Annotated in this window: 16 protein-coding genes; 4 read left to right on the top strand and 12 right to left on the bottom strand. The window is 33.4% G+C overall.

From position 1 onward, the window contains the following. Positions 1-8: 8 nt before the first annotated feature. From CDH49_RS02195 to rnr, 4 genes are all read right to left on the bottom strand, one after another. Complete coding sequence (locus CDH49_RS02195) at positions 9-2825, bottom strand: triple tyrosine motif-containing protein (protein WP_239970544.1); 2817 nt, start codon at positions 2823-2825, stop codon at positions 9-11. 128 nt (positions 2826-2953) lie between these two features. Then, a complete protein-coding gene (locus CDH49_RS02190) occupies positions 2954-3628 on the bottom strand; it encodes a head GIN domain-containing protein (RefSeq protein WP_100613664.1) in 675 nt (224 codons plus the stop codon). A 42-nt stretch (positions 3629-3670) separates the two neighbouring features. Then, entirely contained in the window at positions 3671-3973 is a 303-nt protein-coding gene (locus tag CDH49_RS02185; protein WP_100613663.1) for a YbjQ family protein, read from the bottom strand. 42 nt (positions 3974-4015) lie between these two features. After that, positions 4016-6211 (bottom strand): ribonuclease R, encoded by a 2196-nt coding sequence (rnr, locus tag CDH49_RS02180; RefSeq protein WP_100613662.1) that lies wholly within the window; start codon positions 6209-6211, stop codon positions 4016-4018. Between the two features lie 681 nt (positions 6212-6892). Between rnr and rpiB the strand changes: the two genes are divergently transcribed. From rpiB to CDH49_RS02160, 4 genes are all read left to right on the top strand, one after another. Next, complete coding sequence (gene rpiB, locus CDH49_RS02175) at positions 6893-7327, top strand: ribose 5-phosphate isomerase B (protein WP_100613661.1); 435 nt, start codon at positions 6893-6895, stop codon at positions 7325-7327. Further along, positions 7328-8239: a cation diffusion facilitator family transporter gene (locus CDH49_RS02170; protein ID WP_100613660.1), complete on the top strand. Its 912-nt coding sequence runs from the start codon at positions 7328-7330 to the stop codon at positions 8237-8239. Between the two features lie 82 nt (positions 8240-8321). Beyond that, positions 8322-8771, top strand: a complete 450-nt coding sequence (locus tag CDH49_RS02165; RefSeq protein ID WP_100613659.1) for a GNAT family N-acetyltransferase — start codon at positions 8322-8324, stop codon at positions 8769-8771. Continuing rightward, complete coding sequence (locus CDH49_RS02160; protein ID WP_100613658.1) at positions 8771-9073, top strand: DUF1330 domain-containing protein; 303 nt, start codon at positions 8771-8773, stop codon at positions 9071-9073. Before CDH49_RS02165 ends, CDH49_RS02160 begins: the two co-directional genes overlap by 1 nt. A 4-nt stretch (positions 9074-9077) precedes the next feature. On the opposite strand, the gene CDH49_RS02155 is transcribed toward CDH49_RS02160, so the two are convergent. The 8 genes from CDH49_RS02155 to CDH49_RS02120 form a co-directional block, all read right to left on the bottom strand. After that, entirely contained in the window at positions 9078-10688 is a 1611-nt protein-coding gene (locus CDH49_RS02155) for a T9SS type B sorting domain-containing protein (protein ID WP_100613657.1), read from the bottom strand. Positions 10689-10703: 15 nt separating this feature from the next. Further along, positions 10704-11570, bottom strand: a complete 867-nt coding sequence (locus CDH49_RS02150; protein WP_100613656.1) for an OmpA family protein — start codon at positions 11568-11570, stop codon at positions 10704-10706. A gap of 47 nt (positions 11571-11617) precedes the next feature. After that, positions 11618-13252 carry a S41 family peptidase gene (locus CDH49_RS02145; RefSeq protein ID WP_100613655.1) on the bottom strand — a complete coding sequence of 545 codons (1635 nt, stop codon included), beginning with the start codon at positions 13250-13252 and terminating at the stop codon, positions 11618-11620. Further along, on the bottom strand, positions 13249-14073 hold the full coding sequence (locus CDH49_RS02140; protein WP_100613654.1) for a DUF4349 domain-containing protein: 825 nt from the start codon (positions 14071-14073) through the stop codon (positions 13249-13251). The genes CDH49_RS02145 and CDH49_RS02140 overlap by 4 nt, the downstream gene beginning before the upstream one ends. Before the next feature lie 4 nt (positions 14074-14077). Continuing rightward, a complete protein-coding gene (gene rnpA, locus CDH49_RS02135) occupies positions 14078-14461 on the bottom strand; it encodes a ribonuclease P protein component (RefSeq protein WP_100613653.1) in 384 nt (127 codons plus the stop codon). 94 nt (positions 14462-14555) lie between these two features. Beyond that, on the bottom strand, positions 14556-16700 hold the full coding sequence (locus CDH49_RS02130; protein ID WP_100613652.1) for a glycoside hydrolase family 20 zincin-like fold domain-containing protein: 2145 nt from the start codon (positions 16698-16700) through the stop codon (positions 14556-14558). 206 nt (positions 16701-16906) lie between these two features. Continuing rightward, the gene (locus CDH49_RS02125) at positions 16907-17809 is read right to left on the bottom strand and encodes an NAD-dependent epimerase/dehydratase family protein (protein ID WP_100613651.1); all 903 of its coding nucleotides are present in this window, start codon (positions 17807-17809) and stop codon (positions 16907-16909) included. 32 nt (positions 17810-17841) lie between these two features. Next, on the bottom strand, positions 17842-18753 hold the full coding sequence (locus CDH49_RS02120) for a ThuA domain-containing protein (protein ID WP_100613650.1): 912 nt from the start codon (positions 18751-18753) through the stop codon (positions 17842-17844). Between the last annotated feature and the right edge of the window lie 68 nt (positions 18754-18821).

The following is an 18821-nucleotide window of genomic DNA, read 5'->3' as shown; positions in this document are numbered from 1 at the left end:
TTGTGCTATTAAATTTTTAAAATATAATCTGTTAAGCTTGCATCGTGCTCTAAATTCATCTTTTTTCGCAGCCTATATCGCTTAACCTCAACACTTCTCGCAGATATGTTCAGTAGGGGCGCTATTTCTTTAGAAGATAAATTTAGCCTCAAGTAGGCACATAGACGCAAGTCGTTGGATGTTAAAGAAGGGTGATGCGTTTTTATTTTTTTAAGGAAATCTTTGTCAGCGTTATTAAAAGCCTCTTCAAAGGCATGCCAATCGTCAGTATTATTCAAATTTTTATCAATGATTCTAATAACCTGTTTTAAATTTTTATCGTCTCTCGTCTTTTGTAACTCTTTTTTAATAGTGTTTAAAAATTCATTTTTTTTGATTAGGCTCATGGTAGAATTATCCAATTCCCGATTTTTATTTTCAATGTCTTGTCTTAACTTATCGTTATTAAATCGCATTAATTGCTCTTTATTTTCAAGCTCTTTTAATTCTAATTCTCGCTGTGTTTTGTGAAGTAATTTTTCCCTTTGCCTTTTATAATATTGCTTATAAATATTATGCATCAACAAAGAGAAAAGCAATATAAATAGTATGTACCCCACTATGGCTAGGTTGGAAATATACCAAGGCCTCTCTATAGTGAATTCATAGCGTTCTGTGTTTTCAGAAATTTGATTTCCTAAGCGAGATTTAACATAAAAAGTATAATTCCCATAGGGTAAATTTTCAAATAAGGCATTTGAATTAGTTGACCATTGACTCCATTCTTCATAAATACCGTTTAATTTAAATTGGTATTCTGGTATGTTATATTTTTCAAACTCGGGTGTACTAAATTCAAATTCAATATTATTTTCATTGCTTTTAAAATCACCTGTTAAAGATTTATCTATTAAATTGAATTTATAGCCATGCTTATAAGTGCTTATGGAAATAGAGGTGATATTAACCTCAAATGGTTTACTAACCATTTTGTCTAAGTCTATTAATATATAACCATGAGAGGTCCCGTAGAGATATAAATTATCCTTTACATTCGTTATGTTTTCATAGCCAGAAACATCGTTTCTTAAACTACTTGGCAATGAGATTTCATTAATATTAGGAATATTGCTTAACTTTCTGGGAGATACATAACTAACATTATAATTCGAAAAACTCCATAATTTATCAGATTCAGCATCTACAACCAGTTTTCCTGAAGTGAAATCCTCTTTATTAAACAATTTACTATAAATAGTGTCTTTAATGAATCTTTGCTCTGTTGTATCGTATTTAAAAACGCCTTCATCGTAAGCATATAATATAATTCCTTGATATTTTATAAGGCTTGATTTAGCCCCTTTTGAAACAGATGTGTCTTGAACCACCGTTATTGCTTTCTTTAAATCGTCCTCTAACTTTATTCTAAAAACACCTTTGTATTCATGACTTACAATAACTTCTGTTTTATTGGTCATTTCAAAATACCTGCTGGAAATATCAAATCCATTAATTCTATTTTTTAGCTGCCATTTTCCATTAACTTTTTCAATAATATTTAAACCATTATAATTGCCTTGTAATAATAAATCATCTTTGCCATCAATTTTCTTTATCCCCCATGTTCCTTGAGTGTCTATTGCCAACTTGGCCTCTTGACCTTCTACTATAAAAGTTCCAGAATTATGACCACAAAAAAGCGTGTTTTCTATAGTTGTTAAACACCAAACCGCGCCTTGTGTGCCTTCGATAAGTCTAAATTCATCAGTATTAGAATCCATTGGCTTATAAAACAACCCTTGATTGGTTCCGAGATATAAATAGCCATTAAAATTGATGGAGGCGTTTACAGAACCAACATTTCCTTGCTGATCTTCATAAATCCTAAATGGTGATTTTATATTTATACAATTTATACCGTTCTCAAGCCCTAACCATATATTATTTTCAATATCTTCAAAAACAGAAAGTACCGTATTATTGCTTAATCCATTAGTCTGGTCTATTTGATAGTTAATATCTCCTTGCGGTGTTAAATGAATGATGCCATTTGAAATACTTCCTAGTAAAAAGCTTTTATCCTTTAATTGTATGCTACTATAAATTCTGATTTTAGACAATACATTATTTGCAGAAATATCCCATTTTTTAAATCCGTTGTTTTCTATTAGATAAAAACCATTATCCTCGGTTTGAAATAAAATATGACCATTATGATAAAAAATATTAACAATTAAGTTTTCGTTTAAAATGCGATTATTTGAAATTAATTTAGATTTTCCGTTTACAATTTCATACACACCATCTTTAACACTTTGAAAATAAATGCTTTCATTGACCTTAAACATTTTATATATAGTGGAATTGGTCTCAATGATAGAATAGTTTTGATCTTTTTTATTGAAAACATAGATCCTGCTTAAAGATTGAAATAGAATAAAATCATCTATAGAAATGATTTTCCATATTTCTTCATCATCTAAAAAGGAAATATTTAGGTTTTTTGAAAGTGAAGTATAGTCCAGTTTTCCATAATTATTTCTATTCCAATAACCAAATTCTCTATAACTTCCGGTATAAATGGTATTATCTATTACCTCTACCGATCGTACAGTGCTTTGATTTAAAGAGGTGTAGAGCATCCACTTTGCTCCATTAAATTCTAATAGACCTTTATTATTGGCTGCATAAATATATTTTTCTTTAGATTGCGATATTGACCAATTTTGATTTTCAGCTTTATAATCTGCCGGGGTATAAACTTGAATGGGAGGGTGTTCTTGAGATTCTAAAAAGAAACAAGAGAAAAAAATAAAAAGATAGAAAATTGGTTTAGTTGGCCTCAAAACAAAATTTGTTATGTCACTAATTTAATAAAAATAAGGGATTAATGTATTGCAGATGCTAAAAGGATTAAAAACAAAAAACCCATGAAAAATGTCATGGGTTCATATTCTGTAAATTATTATAAAAATCATTCCATGTGTTTTACTCTACCTCCCAATACCCTACTTTCGTTGATTGTTTCGGGTTTTCCATAAACAAAGACATCGCCACCTGCCCTAATTTTAATATCTAATACTTTAGATACATTAACGTAAGCTTCTCCAGCTGCATTAATAGATACATCAGAGTGTTCAGATTTAAGTTCTCCTCCATGAAAAATGCCTCCTGTTAACAACGATACATTTTCTTTTTTTGTGACTCCTGTAACTTTTATAATACCTCCTGTAACCGCTTTTATGTTTACATAATTAACATCTACAGGAACTTCTATACTAGCGCCTTCTTGCGCTTTTAAATCTATTTCAAACTGTTTGATCTCATCTTTGGAATGAATTTCAGATCCTTCATTAGCATCAATAACATCAATTGTAGTGTAGTATAGTTTAACTTTAGTAGTACTACCATCAAAAATTTTTGATATATCCATTTTTATTTTAAGAGTACCATTTTTATTGTTCACCAAAACACTTTCGGTGTTTTCTCCTGTAATAACAATTTTGTTGGCGTCCGATTTAATTAATTCTACTTCTATTAAATCGTACACTTTAAGTTCTTTAAAATCACCAATGTTTTTTTCTATGGGATTTTGTGCTATAACGGTTGAAGTTATTAAAATAGTGAAAATAGTAAATAAGCGTTTCATGTGTTTTTTATTAGTTTGATATTAAACGTAAGTTATCAATTATTAGTCCTTTTTAAAAGCTGTAGTAACAGCAGTGCCTGTTACAGACACTGTAACATACATTGTTAACTCAATATCAACTTTTATACCAATAACAGCATTGGCATTTAGTTTTTCAGCATTCTCTTTTAACTGTTGAAGTGCCTGTTCTTTAATTTCAGAAATACTTTCTCCCAATGCCGAATAATATTTCTGCATTTTAAAAGTCATTTTCATTTTCTGAACATTTACTGCTACGCCAGAAACAATGCCTTTATATTCAATAATTCTAAAACCTTCTACGGAATTTGTTGTCGTTAAAATCATAATTAAATTTTTTAATTATTAGTATAACAATTAAATGAGATGTTACGCCTGTTCATTATTCTTTCCTATTAAAATAAAATCGAGGTGTTTTTTAACCAAATCGGCATTTTTAACTTTTACAACAACTTCATCACCAAGTTGATACATTGTTTTTGTATTTCTACCCACCATAGCATATTGTTGTTGGTCAAAAGCATATTGGTCATCTTTCATGTCACGTACACTTACCATGCCTTCGCATTTATTAGCTATAATTTCTACGTAAATACCCCAATCGGTTACACCTGAAATAACACCTATAAAGTTTTCATCCTTATGATCTTGCATGAATTTAATCTGCATATACTTAATGGAATCCCGCTCTGCTTTCGTGGCAAGGTTTTCCATACTACTGGAATGATTACATTTTTCTTCGTAAACAGCTTCATTAACGGATTTTCCCCCATCTAAATAATGTTGTAATAAGCGGTGTGCCATCACATCTGGATACCGGCGAATGGGTGATGTAAAATGACTATAATACTCAAACGCTAATCCATAATGCCCTATATTTTGCGTTGAATATTCAGCTTTACTCATACTTCTAATGGTAAGTGTATCCACTAAATTTTGTTCTTTTTTTCCAACGACATCCTGTAACAAATAATTAAGAGATGCAGTAGTGGTTTTTTTATCTTTAAAATTAAGTTTATATCCAAATTTAGAAACAATACTTTGTAAATTAGCTAGTTTACTTTCATCTGGTTCATCATGTATACGATATACAAACGTTTTTTTAACAGACTGTTTACCAACAAATTCCGATACTTTTTTATTAGCCAATAACATAAACTCTTCAATAAGTTTATTAGCATCTTTACTGGTTTTAAAAAATACACCAACAGGGTTAGCATGTTCATCTAAATCAAATTTTACTTCCACTTTATCAAAAGAAATAGCACCAGCACTCATACGCTTTTGTCGCATAATTTTTGCTAATGCATCCATTTTTAAAATAGCTTCAGCAATTTCTGGTGAAGTCTCATAAGATTTCCCTGTTAATGATACTTCCTGAGGAATTACATTTGATTTAGATTCTATAACAGCTTGAGCTTCTTCATAAGCAAAACGTGCGTCACTATAAGTAACTGTTCTTCCAAACCATTCGTTTTTTATTTCCGTTTTATCATTCATTTGAAACACTGCAGAAAAAGTTAGTTTTTCTTCGTGTGGTCGTAATGAACAGGCATTATTAGATAAAATTTCCGGTAACATAGGTACTACTCTATCCACTAAATAAATAGATGTACCACGTTGATATGCTTCTTCATCTAAAATAGTACCTTCTTGTACATAATGAGATACATCGGCAATATGAATTCCTATTTCATACAAACCATTTTCCAATACTTTAAAAGACAAAGCATCATCAAAATCTTTTGCATCTTTTGGATCTATAGTAAAGGTTAAATCTTGGCGCATATCCCTTCTGTTTGCAATATCTTCTGGTTTTATAGATGTATCAATCTTATTTGCAAAATCTTCTACTTCGTGTGGAAATTCATAAGGCAAACCATATTCAGCAAGAATAGAATGTATTTCAGTATTGTGATCTCCTGGTTTACCAAGTACTTGAATCACTTTTCCATAAGGAGAATCGGCATTCTCTGGCCAATCTTCTAATTTTACCAATACTTTATCACCATCTTCAGCTTTAAAGGTTTTATTGATAGGAATAAAAATATCTTTATACATTTTATTACTATCTGCAATCACAAATGCATAATTAGTATGAAGCTGAATCACACCCACATACTCACTTTTTTCACGTTTAAGCACTTGGGTGATTTCACCTTCCATACGTCCTTGTTTACGACGTTTGTAAACATAGAATTCTACTTCATCACCATGCAATGCTTTATTGATGTTATTTGATGCAATAAATACATCTTCATCAAAATCATCAGAAATAATATACCCTGTTCCTTTACCAGATAAATCTAATTTTCCTGTATGGTATTCTGCAGTAAAAACAGCTTTGTATTTGCCTCGCTCTACTTCTTCAATCTCTTTTTTTGCGAGTAATTCGTGAAGTTTTTTTATAATTTGATTTCTGCTACTGGCATCATTTACATCAAGTTTAGCAGCAATTTGTTTATAATTGTATGATTGATTTTTGTCTTTTTTTAAAATACTTAAAATCGTATTTGCTAGGTTAGCAATCCCTTTATTGGATTTTCCTTTTTTCTTTCTTGTCATTTAATTTTTTAATCTATATATAATATCCCTAAGATACTGGAAATTATGTTACAAAATAGCTGTATTTAAGGAGAAGATTTGCTATTTATTTTTACAAAGTTACATTTTAATTTTTAAATGATATTTTTTTAATGTTACGAATAGTTAAAATCTACTTATCCACATTATATATTATAACAATAAAAACTTTTTTAAAATTTTAAAATTAAATGGTGATTATTATAGTTTGTTAATATGTAGTATAACTTTTTTAAATTTTATTTTGATTACAATTATTTTACATTCTATTGATAGTTAATTAACATAGTAAATTGTTTTAAAAGGTTCATTTTTAATGATTTTTAGTTTTATATGAACAGTTGTTAACAACTCTATTTTATGAGTTTTAACTCATAACTTTTTTATAAAAACTGTTTATATAGTACTTTTTATAAGCTTATAAAATGTCTAAAAAAAGTAAGTTAAATTTTAGGAAATTATATACCCGTTTTTGATTAGAAAAATAATTGAATAAACAATATTATAGTTTTAGAAAACTATAAACACTTATTAACAAGTAATGAGTATATAATACACAGTTGTTACTATTCTTATTTAGTGTAATAATCATTTTAAAGACTAAATAAGAATGTATAATCCTTATTTCGTACCTTTATACTGTTAAATTTTAATATTATAGAAATGACTATTTCAATAGGAAATGATCACGCAGGAACGGATTATAAATTCGCAATAAAAGACTATTTAGAAGCTAAAGGATATACTGTTATTAATCATGGAACAGATGCTAGTAATAGTGTAGATTATGCCGATTTTGTTCATCCTGTAGCAGAGGATGTTGAAAATAATAAGTCAACCTACGGCATTTTAATTTGTGGAAGTGCCAATGGCGTTGCTATAACAGCTAATAAGCATCAAAAAATTCGTGCTGGTTTGGCTTGGAACAAGGAAGTTGTTCAATTGGTACGTGGCCATAACAACGCCAATGTATTGTGTATTCCTGCTCGTTTTACAGCGATTCAACAAGCAGTAGAAATGGTTGAAACATTTTTAAATACAGAATTTGAAGGAGGTCGTCATCAAACACGAATAGATAAAATACCTTTATCTTGCTAAATGGGCCACTTACATACGCATACCCACTCCCATAAAAGTAAAAAGGATAAAAATCTTTTTATTTCTATACTATTAAATATAGTCATTACGGTAGCACAAATTATAGGTGGCGTGTTATCTGGGAGTTTGGCGTTGTTGAGTGATGCGCTTCATAATTTTAGTGATGTTTTATCACTAATAGTTAGTTATGTTGCTTCTAAATTAGCTAAGAAAAAAGCTTCTACAGACAAAACCTTTGGGTACAAACGCGCAGAGATTTTAGCCGCTTTTGTTAATGCTTCTACATTGGTTATTGTGGCTGTATTATTAATAATTGAAGCTATTAAACGTTTTCAAGACCCTCATGAAATTGAATCTGGATTGGTTATATGGTTATCGCTTATAGCCATTATAGCTAATGGCGCCAGCGTCTTACTTTTAAGAGCTGATTCAAAAAACAACATCAATATTAAGTCTGCTTATGAGCACTTATTTACGGATATGTTGGCAAGTGTTGCGGTTTTAATTGGTGGTTTATTAATGAAATTTTATCAAGTATATTGGGTAGATAGTGTCCTTACTTTTTTAATTGCTATCTATTTAATTTGGGTTGGATTTAGCTTACTTAAAACATCTACAAGAGTATTGATGCTTTTTACTCCAGAACACATCAATATAGAGGATGTTGTTGAAGCGGTTAATAACATTCCTAAGGTTAATAAACTGCACCATGTTCATATTTGGGGATTGAATGATGATGAATTTCATTTGGAAGCGCATTTAGATTTTACAGAGGATATAACGATATCGGAATTTGATGCTATTTTAGATGACATTGAAATATTGTTGCACGATGATTTTAAAATAAATCACGTGACCATTCAGCCAGAGTTTAATAAGCAAGACCCAAAAGAAATCATTATTCAAGATTAGCAATATCCTTTGTCAATTCCAGTGGATTTCAAACATGGAAAATGTTTGAAATTTGTATCTAGAATATATTAAAAAAGCTTTTATGCTGAACATTATTATTAAACCTTTCAATAAATTATCTACCCAAGAATTGTATGCTATTTTGCAATTACGTAGCGCTGTATTTGTGGTTGAACAAGATTGTGTTTACCAAGATATAGACGGAAAAGACCAAAAGGCCATTCATATTTTAGGTATTAAAAACGATAATCTTGTGGCTTATACACGTATTTTTAAACCAGGTGATTATTTTGAACAAGCCAGTATAGGCAGGGTCTTGGTTGCTAAACCCGAAAGGCAGCACAAATATGGTTATGATATTATGAACGCATCCATTAGCGCTATTGAAAAAGAATTTAAAGAGCACACCATTAAAATTTCCGCACAATCGTATTTAAAAGACTTTTACAACAATCTAGGGTTTAAACAAATAGGCGAAGCATATTTAGAAGATAATATTCCGCATATTGCCATGATATTAAAAAGAGAGTGATGATTTATTTAACAATGATGATTTTTATTAAAGATGAAAAAGAGGCAGTTTTTCAACAATTTGAAGAGTTAGCTTTACCAATACTTAATGATTATAAAGGTAAGTTGATTTATAGAATTAGACCTAATAAGGAAAATTTTATAGGAAAAAATGATGATCATCCATACGAATTACATTTTCTGTCTTTTGAATCTGAACAAGATTTTATAAATTTCTCAAAAGACGAAAGAAGAAAAGAATTTCTAAACTTAAGAGAGGATTCTATTAAATCTACATTTTTGGTAAAAGGCATTAAAATTTAAAGATTTAACGTTTTAATGAAAAATGACCATTTATAACCTCTCCTGTATTTAAGGTGATGGCATACCAATAATCATCGCTTTCCAATAATCGACCATTAAAAGTACCGTTCCAACCTTCAGAGTTAGGCGCTAACGATTTCAAAAGTTTTCCGTATCGGTTGTAAATGTTAATAGCACTTATAACATTAGCATTATCATAAACCTGCCAATAATCGTGGGTACCATCATTATTAGGTGTAAAGAACTTAGGGATGTAATAATCTCCATCACTTATAGTCACCTTAAAACTAGATTCATTGCTGTAACAATCTATATCATTAAAAATATAAATAGTTTGTGAGGTTGTAATAACATCGCCAGCATATAAAGCTGTTCCATTTCCACCGGGTTCCGTAAAGTAATTACCATTACTAATTGTGGGAAGTATGTAGCGGATTCCAACAAAATCATTTAAAGTATCAACAGGAAGTGTATTATTACCAAAAGCATCACATTCCGTTTGGTTTGTAACAAAATTTGAAGCAGCATCAATATTGGTCCAATTGGTTGAGCTGTAAGCTATATTATCAACAAAAATACACGACAGAAAAGGGTTATTGATGCTGCTATAACTCTCTATGTTAGTATTATTGCCATTTTTAATGTTTAAATAACACAAGTTATTATAATCTATATCTAACCAAGATATATTACTATTTTTACTAACATCAAAATTGGTTATATTATTTATACTTAATGAAATATTCTGTAAAAGTATGTTTTTGCTAACATCTACTTGCATTAAAAGATTTTGGGCAGCCCACAAGAGTTCTAATTTCGTGTTTCTACTTAAATCTATGGATGAAATTTGATTATCACCAAATATTAACTGAACCAAGTTTAAATTTTTAGTGACATCTAAATTGGTAAGTTGGTTTTTTGGACACCAAAAATAAACTAAATTAATGTTTTTGGAAATGTCTAAAGCCGTTATTAAATTATCACCACAAGCCATCTCGGTTAATTCAATATTATTAGAGGTATTTAAACTTGTTAGGGAATTGTTGTTTACATTAAAAAATTTTAAGGAGACATTCCTTGTTATATCTAAGTTACTTAACTGATTGTTCTCACAGTATAGAACCCTTAAATCTCGATTATTTGTTACGTCCAAGACATTTAAAGGGTTATTATTGGTAATTAAAGAAATTAGCCTATTATTTCTGGAAAGATCCAATCCTGTAAGCTGATTGCTTTCAACCCATAAAATATTGAGATTAGTATTTTGCGAGGTATCTAAACTTGTTAATTGGTTGTCCCTGCAAAACAATTGGGTTAGGTTTGTGTTTTGACTGATGTTTAAAGAGGTTAAATTATTTTCATCACAGTTAAGAACCGATAATGCTGCAAAATCTTCAATACCAGTTAAATCCGAAATATTTTTATCACGAAGATTTAAAGAGGTAACCCCCCTAATATTTGCAGTTAGTACAAAATCATCCAAAGGAGCGGTATCTAAACCTAATTCTATTAAAGCCCGTTCAAAATTGTCATCTGGCACAAAGGTGTTCTGAGATATGCCAATACAGAAATTTAGCGGTATTAATATGAGGGTTAAGAGGGTTTTTATATTCAAAAAGCAAATCTTTGTTTATTTTACATTTAACGATTTATCCACATGGGTGATTAGTATTTCCACGCGCCTATCCAGTTCTGGGTCACCACCTAACGGAAATTTCCGGCGCATGCCCACATAGCGCATTCTTTTTTTGTCGATACCTTTCTTCACAAAAAAATCATATACAAACTTAGCCCTAGCTTCAGAAAGGTTTTGTTTTTTGGTTTTTCTATCAACCGCATCCCTGCTGTATTGCGTGCAGCACACATGCCCTTGAATAGTAAAGTAAACGTCGCCTCTTTCCACTAAAGATTTGGCAATGTTTTCCAAAACATTTTTAGATTGAGGCATTAAAATAGTATAGCCCGTTTTAAACAAAAGGTTTTCAAAAATGATTTTATCACCAACTTTTATGTCCCCTTTAATGAGCTCTGCGGCATCTTTCTTTTTCTCTTCTACAACAACAATTGGGGTTACTTCTTTAACTATAGGCGCTTTTTCTTTGACGATGATTTCAACTTTTCTGTTAAGTCCCCTAATCTTTACAACGTCTTTTTCTTCGACGATCCTCAATAGAATTTGACCTTTTCCATCCACATTTGAAATCAATGATTCGCTTATTTCATTATTGGCAAAAACCGCTTTAATGGCATCAGCGCGTTGTTGCGATAGTTTTAAATTATAAGCAGGCGCTCCAACATCGTCACAAAAGCCATAAATGGAAATGGATTCTATATCAATATCCGATAATCTTGAAACAAAAAGGAGCAGACGGCTTTCTTCCGTAATGGGAATATCATATTTATCAGTCTCAAAATAAACTTCTTGTTTTAATTCCTTTTGAGAAAAAACAAACAAACAGTTAAGAGCCGTTATTATAAAAAAAATATGCCTATTCATTTATTTGGGAGTAGTATATCTTTATAAAGATAGCGTTTTTTATAAATTTATCTTAAATAATTTAAGTAAGCCGTTGAATTACTGAGAATTTCAGTAGCTTTTTTTATCTCTGGGTCGTGTATTTTATAATACTCATATAAACCTTCCCTATACACATAGCGCTTAACAATATCCTCTGTTAATAACCCAATCAAATAATCTTTATTGTCGTCTATGGTTTTATTCTTTGATGTTTTTAAATTTGAAATTAAGGTGTTGTAATCCGTGCTAATCTCATCATTTAAACCTTCTTTTGTGGCTTCATCAAAGGCTTTTATTAGGGCTTTTTCAGTATTACTTTCAAACGAAAAATTATTGGCTTTTAAAAAATTTTTGAAATTTGAAAAATCTGCCGTAGTCAACTTAAATGTATTAATGTCGGTTATGTTATGACTGTAGTAATAATCGGTAGCAAAATCAAAAATCATATCATCGTTCACTAAGGCATTCGTTATGGTCGAATTTTTAACAATATTTAAATTTTCATCGGGTAAAACACCACCACCATCAAACACTTTTCTGCCATTTTTGGTTTTAAACTCATTGTAATTTTCTTGTTTTACACGTACGGCTTGACCATTTTCGTCCCTATGCCAATAATCCAACGCCTGAATACACCTTCCAGAAGGTGTGTAATATCTGGAAATGGTAATTTTCACCTGGGTGCCATAGGTTAATTCTTTTGGGCGTTGTACCAAACCCTTTCCAAAACTCCTAGAACCTACAATAACGGCCCTATCTAAATCTTGTAAAGATCCGGCAACGATTTCACTTGCAGATGCGCTACCGCCGTCAATAAGGACAATTACTGGCATATCAGTATCAATCGGGTCTTTTTGTGTATAATAGGTTTTGTTATACTTTTCGACTTTAGATTTTGTGGTAACAACCAATTGACCTTTCGGTACAAATAAATTCACAATATCAATGGCTTCATTAAGTAATCCGCCAGGGTTGCCTCTTAAATCCAGTATGATGCGTTCAGCTCCTTGTGCCTTTAAATCCCTAAGCGCATAACTGGTTTCAGATGTTGCCTTTTCGTTAAACTGACTTAAAACAATATAACCTGTTTTGCCATCAACCATAGAAAAATGTGGTACTGCTTTCAGTTCTACTTCCGCTCTTTTTATAGTAGTTGTTAATGTTTTCCCTTGGCGTACATACGTTACCTCTACCGATGAGTCTGGAGCACCTTTAAGCAAATCGCCTGAATCTTCTTTATAATCTGCCACCAATGCATTGCCAACCTTAATAATTTCATCCCCGGCTTTTAAGCCCGCTTTGTCTGCTGGGTAATCTTTGTAAGGCTCCACAATAACCAATTTGTCTTTTAGGGTTTTAACTCTCGCGCCAATACCTGTGTAGTCGCCTGTATTATTGATTCTAGCAGCTTCTACATCCTGCTCGTTCATAAAGTTGGTGTACGGATCTAAATCGGCCAACATGCTTTTAATGGCCTTATCCATTAAATCGCCTGGATTGGTTTCATCAACATAATTCATGTTGAGTTCCTTAAACAAGGTGGTAAAAATTTCTAGCTGTTTGGCGATTTCAAAAAAATCGTTTTTAAAGGATGTTGTTGAAAAAAAGACAACAACGGCCAAAACGGGGATTAAAATGCTCTTTTTTAGTAATGTTTTCATTTTATACTTTTTTTATTTAACCATCTTTTCAACACAAAAAAGACAATGATTACGATGATAATAAAAGGCCAAATATATAATATGCCCAAGAAGAAAACCGACAAGCCATCAAAGCCAGAACCAAGGGCATTCCACATTTTTTTGCCATACGAAGTGGTTATGCCTGTTTCGGAGGTTTGCTTGTAAAACTCAATATTTATGGTACTTAAGGATACTTGGTTTTCAAGATATTTTAAACGGCCTTGTTTGGCTTCAATTTCCTCCCGAATATTGGAAAGTTCACGTTCTATTTCTAACATATCTTTTACGTTATTGGCTTTTGCCAACAACTCTAAATAGCGTTTTTCCAAGGTTTGTTTGGCATTAAGACGCGCTTCCAAATCAATAAATTCTTCGGTAACATCTCTGGCCGAAATGCTTTTTGTATCAAAATAAGCCACCTGTTTACTTATGGAATCAATGGTATTTTGAAAGGTATTGGTAGGAATCCTGATCGTTAAATGCCTAGTAATCGTGTTATAGGATTTGTTGGCATTATCGCTTTGTATCATGCCCTTATTTTGAAGGACGATTTGTTTGATTTGCGAATAGGTTTTATCCAAATCTTGGGTTTCAAAACGTAAATAAGACTCTTTGATTATTTTTTGTTCGGCATCTTCTGAAACCATATCAACAGTCCCAGCATCATTAAGTATAACAGCCTGTTTTAAACTTGAAGCACTTGGTTCAGCTTCCATGTCGGCATAACTGGTATCATCAGATTTGCCTTCAGAGCACATTAAAGGAAGCATTAATACAAAAAATGAGAAAATTAATTTCATAGTCCTAAGATTGCGGTTTAGAAATGGTGCTTATAAATTTTTCAAACAATTGGTTCATTTTGGTTTCAACTTGCCCGTACGTTGGTTTGTCTTTACCAATGTACAAAATCATTAACGCATAAGATGTTGTAATGTTGTTAAAATAATCAGGCTTATTTAAACGGTAAGATTCTCTTAATAAGCGTTTTATTCTATTTCGGTCTACCGCTTTTTTAAAATGCCGCTTGCTAACGGAAACCCCAGCTTTAACCAAAACAGCATCATTAAACGACGCATTCATATAAACCAAACGCAACGGATATGCTGAAACCGACCGACCTTCGGTAAACAACACTTCAATTAATTTTTTGCTTTTAAGCTTATCTTTTTTGTTAAACGTGAATTTCAAGACCTTTATTTTAAGTAGCCAAAGGTACTAAAATATAAAACCCGATGAATAGTTGTTCAATTTCTAATGACAGGGCGCGCTTAAACGCCGCGGATTATTGTTTGGCCATATCAATGTCTTTTAACACATCGTTACGCAATAAAGCCCAATGGAACCTTAAACTATCGTTTTCTTGCCAAGTCTTCCCATTATTTTCACTGTAATGCACCAATGGCATATCATTGTAAATGGGGCGTGTAATTTCAATAATCTTGTCCCAATACCCCAAAGCATTTTCTAAATGCGTAACGGCCAATTCCTTGTTTTTTGAATCATTACTTTGGCGGTACGTTTCCAAGGCCAAACCCCCCTTCATTTTTTCTGCCATATAAAGTCCCATATAAGCCCACGTTTTAATATCCGCCACTTCATACATTAAATCAGTATTGTTTTCAGTAATATTTTCAACCAAGCGAAGCGCTTCTTTGGAGTCCCGTTCAAGGTCGTTGGCAAGCATTACCGGTGTGGTATATCCTTCTGGAAGGGATTTCTGTTTCGACGCATAATTTTTAACATAATTGGCAATGGAAACAAAGGTGGTGTCTTGTGGCGGTTGATTTATAAAACGTTTAATATCAATAAACTCGACATTTTCAGTCTCAGGATTTCTATAGGTAAATCCTTCCGCATACATGGTAAAATCCCAGGTAGAATCAAAAAAGGATACCAAACGAAGCGGTGTTTTCCCCGCTAAATTAGAGGCTTTAAACAGTTTTTCTGCATGTGCTTCTCCATAGCGCTGTTTAAATGCGTTGACAAAAACGGTGTTTGGCGTATCAGCATTATAAAGCAATCGTCCCCAAAGTTTGTAAAACAACCATTGGCGTTCAAAAGCGTATTTCGAACTTATCTTGTAATCGGAATTTGTAAAATAGTCTTTGGCGGGAATGTAGGTTTCAGAGCCTATAAAATAACCACCCACATAATCAGGGGTATTGGCTTTAATATGTGCACGCGCAAATTCCTCTACGCCCCAGCGTAAACAGAAAAAATCCTCGTTTCTAACGGTCCATACAATTTTAAAATCCTGCGGAACGGGGTCGAAATACTTGCCATACAACTTCCCACCATGAACCTTAATGAGCTTGGTAGTAGAGTGGGGGTGAGACCAATTAAACTTCATACTCGCCCAAACAGGTTTTTCAATGTTTTCCATCGCGGCTTCTTTTTCGATGCCGTCGCGTGTTATTTGTTCCATTTCCATGGAAGTCGCTCCTAACGATTCGGTGTTGCCCGAAAACGGAATACGATGTATCAATTTTGAAGTCCGGTTCGCCTGTTGCATGCCCGCTATAATGGTTTCTTGCATCCATTGTTCGCGTTCAAAAGGCGTCATGCCGCCCATACCTTCCCCTAAGGTTAAGCCCATTCCCGATAAATCGGGATATTCATTTAATAATTGCGTGACGCTTTCGCGTGTATAGGTTTTTATAATTTGCGATGTATCTGCATCCACATAATGATGGTGTTCTAGGTTATTCAAGGCCACGCCATGTTTTTTAGCAAAAGAGGGCGGCACAAAAATATTAAACGGCATCACGTAGGTATCAATACCTCGTTCTTTTGCCATTTTAAAAATGGACGTAAACAGATGTTTCCATTCTTTCATTTCTTCATCGGTCCATTCCGATGCCTCTGGGAAATTCTTCGGCTTAATCATAAATGGGTATGGATGCAGGTTCCAAACGGTAAGCACATTAAAACGGTTTTCGCTCATCATATCGAGAAACGCTTCCCAATACCCCAAATCGCGGCACATCTCATCATGTTGGCTCAATGCATAACTGTGGCGATAGCTGTCCCAAGGCAGGTCAAATTTAATGGCACGAAATAGTAATTGCGGACTTTCAGACCGATTTTCAACGGCAGGTAATTTAATACCGTTTTTTAGATCTTCAACAATACTTTGTGCGGCATATATCAAACCCGTTTCGTTGCCACCAGTAAGCACTAGGTTCTTCCCTTGGTTGTTTATGGCATAAGCGTCTTTACCTAAAGTGGTGTCTAACTTAAATTCAACAGTAACAGCAGCATTATTTTCAGCAATGCTATACCCATTTTCCAGCAAACTTTCTGAAAGTTTTTTGGTAGCATAGTGTTGTTGTAATGACGTAGTATCAAAGTTTAATTGCACCGATTGGGTGTCTGCGCAGCTTACGGTTAAAAGCAGCAATACTAGGTAAAAAACGGTTTTTTTCATGTTGTTGGTAAGTTAGGAAGCACGTTAAGGATGCTTATAAAGTAACTAAAGATACTAAAATATAAACTTCAAGTGGGATTTGAAACTTTTATGGTTATTTGATGTCAGTTCGAGTGATTCGCCAAAGCGAATTGTATCGAGAACCATTCTATAATTAAAAATTTGATTCTCGATACAAATTTCACAGATGAAAAATGGGTAGACTATCAGTATCCTTTCACGTAATTTCTCCAGTTGTGTTGTTCTTTAAAACCTAATACCTCACGTATTTTACGATTTGAAAACAAAGCTTCATGTTCCTCCAATTCACGAGTGATTGGCACACCCGGAAAAAATTGTTCAGTCAATTGTTTGCTTGGGATGATGACACCGTTGTGATCGTTTCCAGCATTGAAAATTTGAAAACCAAGCCCATCTTTTTGCAAACATAAATCCACAATTTGTCCCAAGTCGCGGCCATCAATGTAACAGAACGCATTTCTGCGGCGGACTTCAGGATGTTCAAAAAAATGAGGAAACAAGGTTTCATATTCGTGAGGTTCAATAACGTTGCCGATACGAAGCGCATAGATATCAAAACCCGAGCGACGCTGAAAGCTGCGTGCCGTTTTTTCATTCACCACCTTTGATAAGCCATAGCTATCCATGGGGTCTACATCATAATCTTCTTCCAAGGGCAGCACATGCGGATTGGTAACGCCATCTGAAAAACAAACCCCATATGTCGTCTCAGACGACGCAATGATAATCTTTTTTATACCTAGTTTTACAGCTGCTTCAATCACGTTATAGGTGCCAATGGTGTTCACCCGAAATGTTTCATTATCAGGTTTAATCAAGATTCTGGGTACGGCAGCAAAATGCACGACGGCATCAAATTTTGGGATGCCATTGCCCGGTTCCAACTCATCTAAACCAGCATACGAACTCATGGCATTAAACATCTGCCCAGAATCCGTAATATCGGCGATTAAGTTATCTACCCCTGGGTAATCCAAAGGCGTTAAGTCAACATTCATCACGCGGTGTCCTTGCTCTAAAAGATAGGCTATGGCGTGCTTTCCTGCTTTTCCAGATCCGCCCGTAAAAAGTATGCGTTTTTTGGTCATGTGTTTTTTATCTTTTAAACTCTAAATTTTAATTAATCAACAGCCACTAATTTAATATCAGTCTCCGTGGGGAAATCTTCAGGCACTTTATAGGTTGTTTTACCAGTTGCCAACCATTCTGTTGCCCTAATCAATGTGGTTTGAAAGCCTATGCATCTGTAACTAACAGGATAGGTTTCGCCGCGCCACAAATGCCCCATGCTGGAATTATAAACCCGGCCTTTTCCATACGCTACCACCCATTCCACGGGCCAGTTAATAGTCGTTTCTTTTTCGGTGGCATACGATAATACCGTCAGGTTTTTGGCAGGGCCTCGGGCATATTTATAAAGTTCCATATCGGGGGTTTTCCATGCTTTTGGAAAACCGTCATTAATGGGATGATTATTAAGAATATGAATGACTTCATCATTTCTTGGGCCGTGATACGTACCTTTTCCTTCGCCTACCGGGATTTCTTTTATCTCTCCATCATCTGCTACTTGAAGTGCCACACCTTCTGCGGGAGACCGCCAACCCAAGCCAATCATCTCATTATAGGCGTCCCAGTGCGGAAACGCATTATTGGCGGAATGGAGTATATACAACCCGCCACCCGATGCCACATAGCTTTCAAGACGTTCCTCAACCCTTTTTGGCCATGTTGTGTTTTTCATATCAATGTTGTTGGTGTTTTGAATAACCACCGCATAGTTTTCAAAGGCGGGATTCCATGTGTCCCAAGTAGCATCGTCTGGTTTTGAAGGGGCCGTGGAAACACTTACATTAAATAAGCCTGTTTTTTCTAGAATGGATTTTACAACCAACGTGGTTTGTTTCCAATCGTGGTTACTAAAACCATCAATGATGAGTACCTCTATTTTATCTGGATTTGATTGACTAAAAGCAAACAGATTGATAAAAGCAAAACAAGTTATGATCGTATTTTTAATAGGGTTCTTCATGGATTATTTAATTTAATGACAAACGAAAGATAGTGCAAATTTAAAAACCCTCTTATTAGGAGGGCTTT

This window comes from Confluentibacter citreus (assembly GCF_002807055.1).
GTDB lineage: Bacteria > Bacteroidota > Bacteroidia > Flavobacteriales > Flavobacteriaceae > Confluentibacter > Confluentibacter citreus.
Note: the sequence above shows the minus strand (reverse complement) of the source record. Positions and strands in the feature narration are given on the sequence as shown.

Excerpts from the sequence above, each read along its gene's own strand:
- CDH49_RS02190 (WP_100613664.1), bottom strand. The coding sequence starts at position 3,628 with ATGAAACGCTTATTTACTATTTTCACTATTTTAATAACTTCAACCGTT.
- CDH49_RS02185 (WP_100613663.1), bottom strand. The coding sequence starts at position 3,973 with ATGATTTTAACGACAACAAATTCCGTAGAAGGTTTTAGAATTATTGAA.
- rnr (WP_100613662.1), bottom strand. The coding sequence starts at position 6,211 with ATGACAAGAAAGAAAAAAGGAAAATCCAATAAAGGGATTGCTAACCTA.
- rpiB (WP_100613661.1), top strand. The coding sequence starts at position 6,893 with ATGACTATTTCAATAGGAAATGATCACGCAGGAACGGATTATAAATTC.
- CDH49_RS02170 (WP_100613660.1), top strand. The coding sequence starts at position 7,328 with ATGGGCCACTTACATACGCATACCCACTCCCATAAAAGTAAAAAGGAT.
- CDH49_RS02165 (WP_100613659.1), top strand. The coding sequence starts at position 8,322 with ATGCTGAACATTATTATTAAACCTTTCAATAAATTATCTACCCAAGAA.
- CDH49_RS02160 (WP_100613658.1), top strand. The coding sequence starts at position 8,771 with ATGATTTATTTAACAATGATGATTTTTATTAAAGATGAAAAAGAGGCA.
- CDH49_RS02150 (WP_100613656.1), bottom strand. The coding sequence starts at position 11,570 with ATGAATAGGCATATTTTTTTTATAATAACGGCTCTTAACTGTTTGTTT.
- CDH49_RS02145 (WP_100613655.1), bottom strand. The coding sequence starts at position 13,252 with ATGAAAACATTACTAAAAAAGAGCATTTTAATCCCCGTTTTGGCCGTT.
- CDH49_RS02140 (WP_100613654.1), bottom strand. The coding sequence starts at position 14,073 with ATGAAATTAATTTTCTCATTTTTTGTATTAATGCTTCCTTTAATGTGC.
- CDH49_RS02130 (WP_100613652.1), bottom strand. The coding sequence starts at position 16,700 with ATGAAAAAAACCGTTTTTTACCTAGTATTGCTGCTTTTAACCGTAAGC.
- CDH49_RS02125 (WP_100613651.1), bottom strand. The coding sequence starts at position 17,809 with ATGACCAAAAAACGCATACTTTTTACGGGCGGATCTGGAAAAGCAGGA.
- CDH49_RS02120 (WP_100613650.1), bottom strand. The coding sequence starts at position 18,753 with ATGAAGAACCCTATTAAAAATACGATCATAACTTGTTTTGCTTTTATC.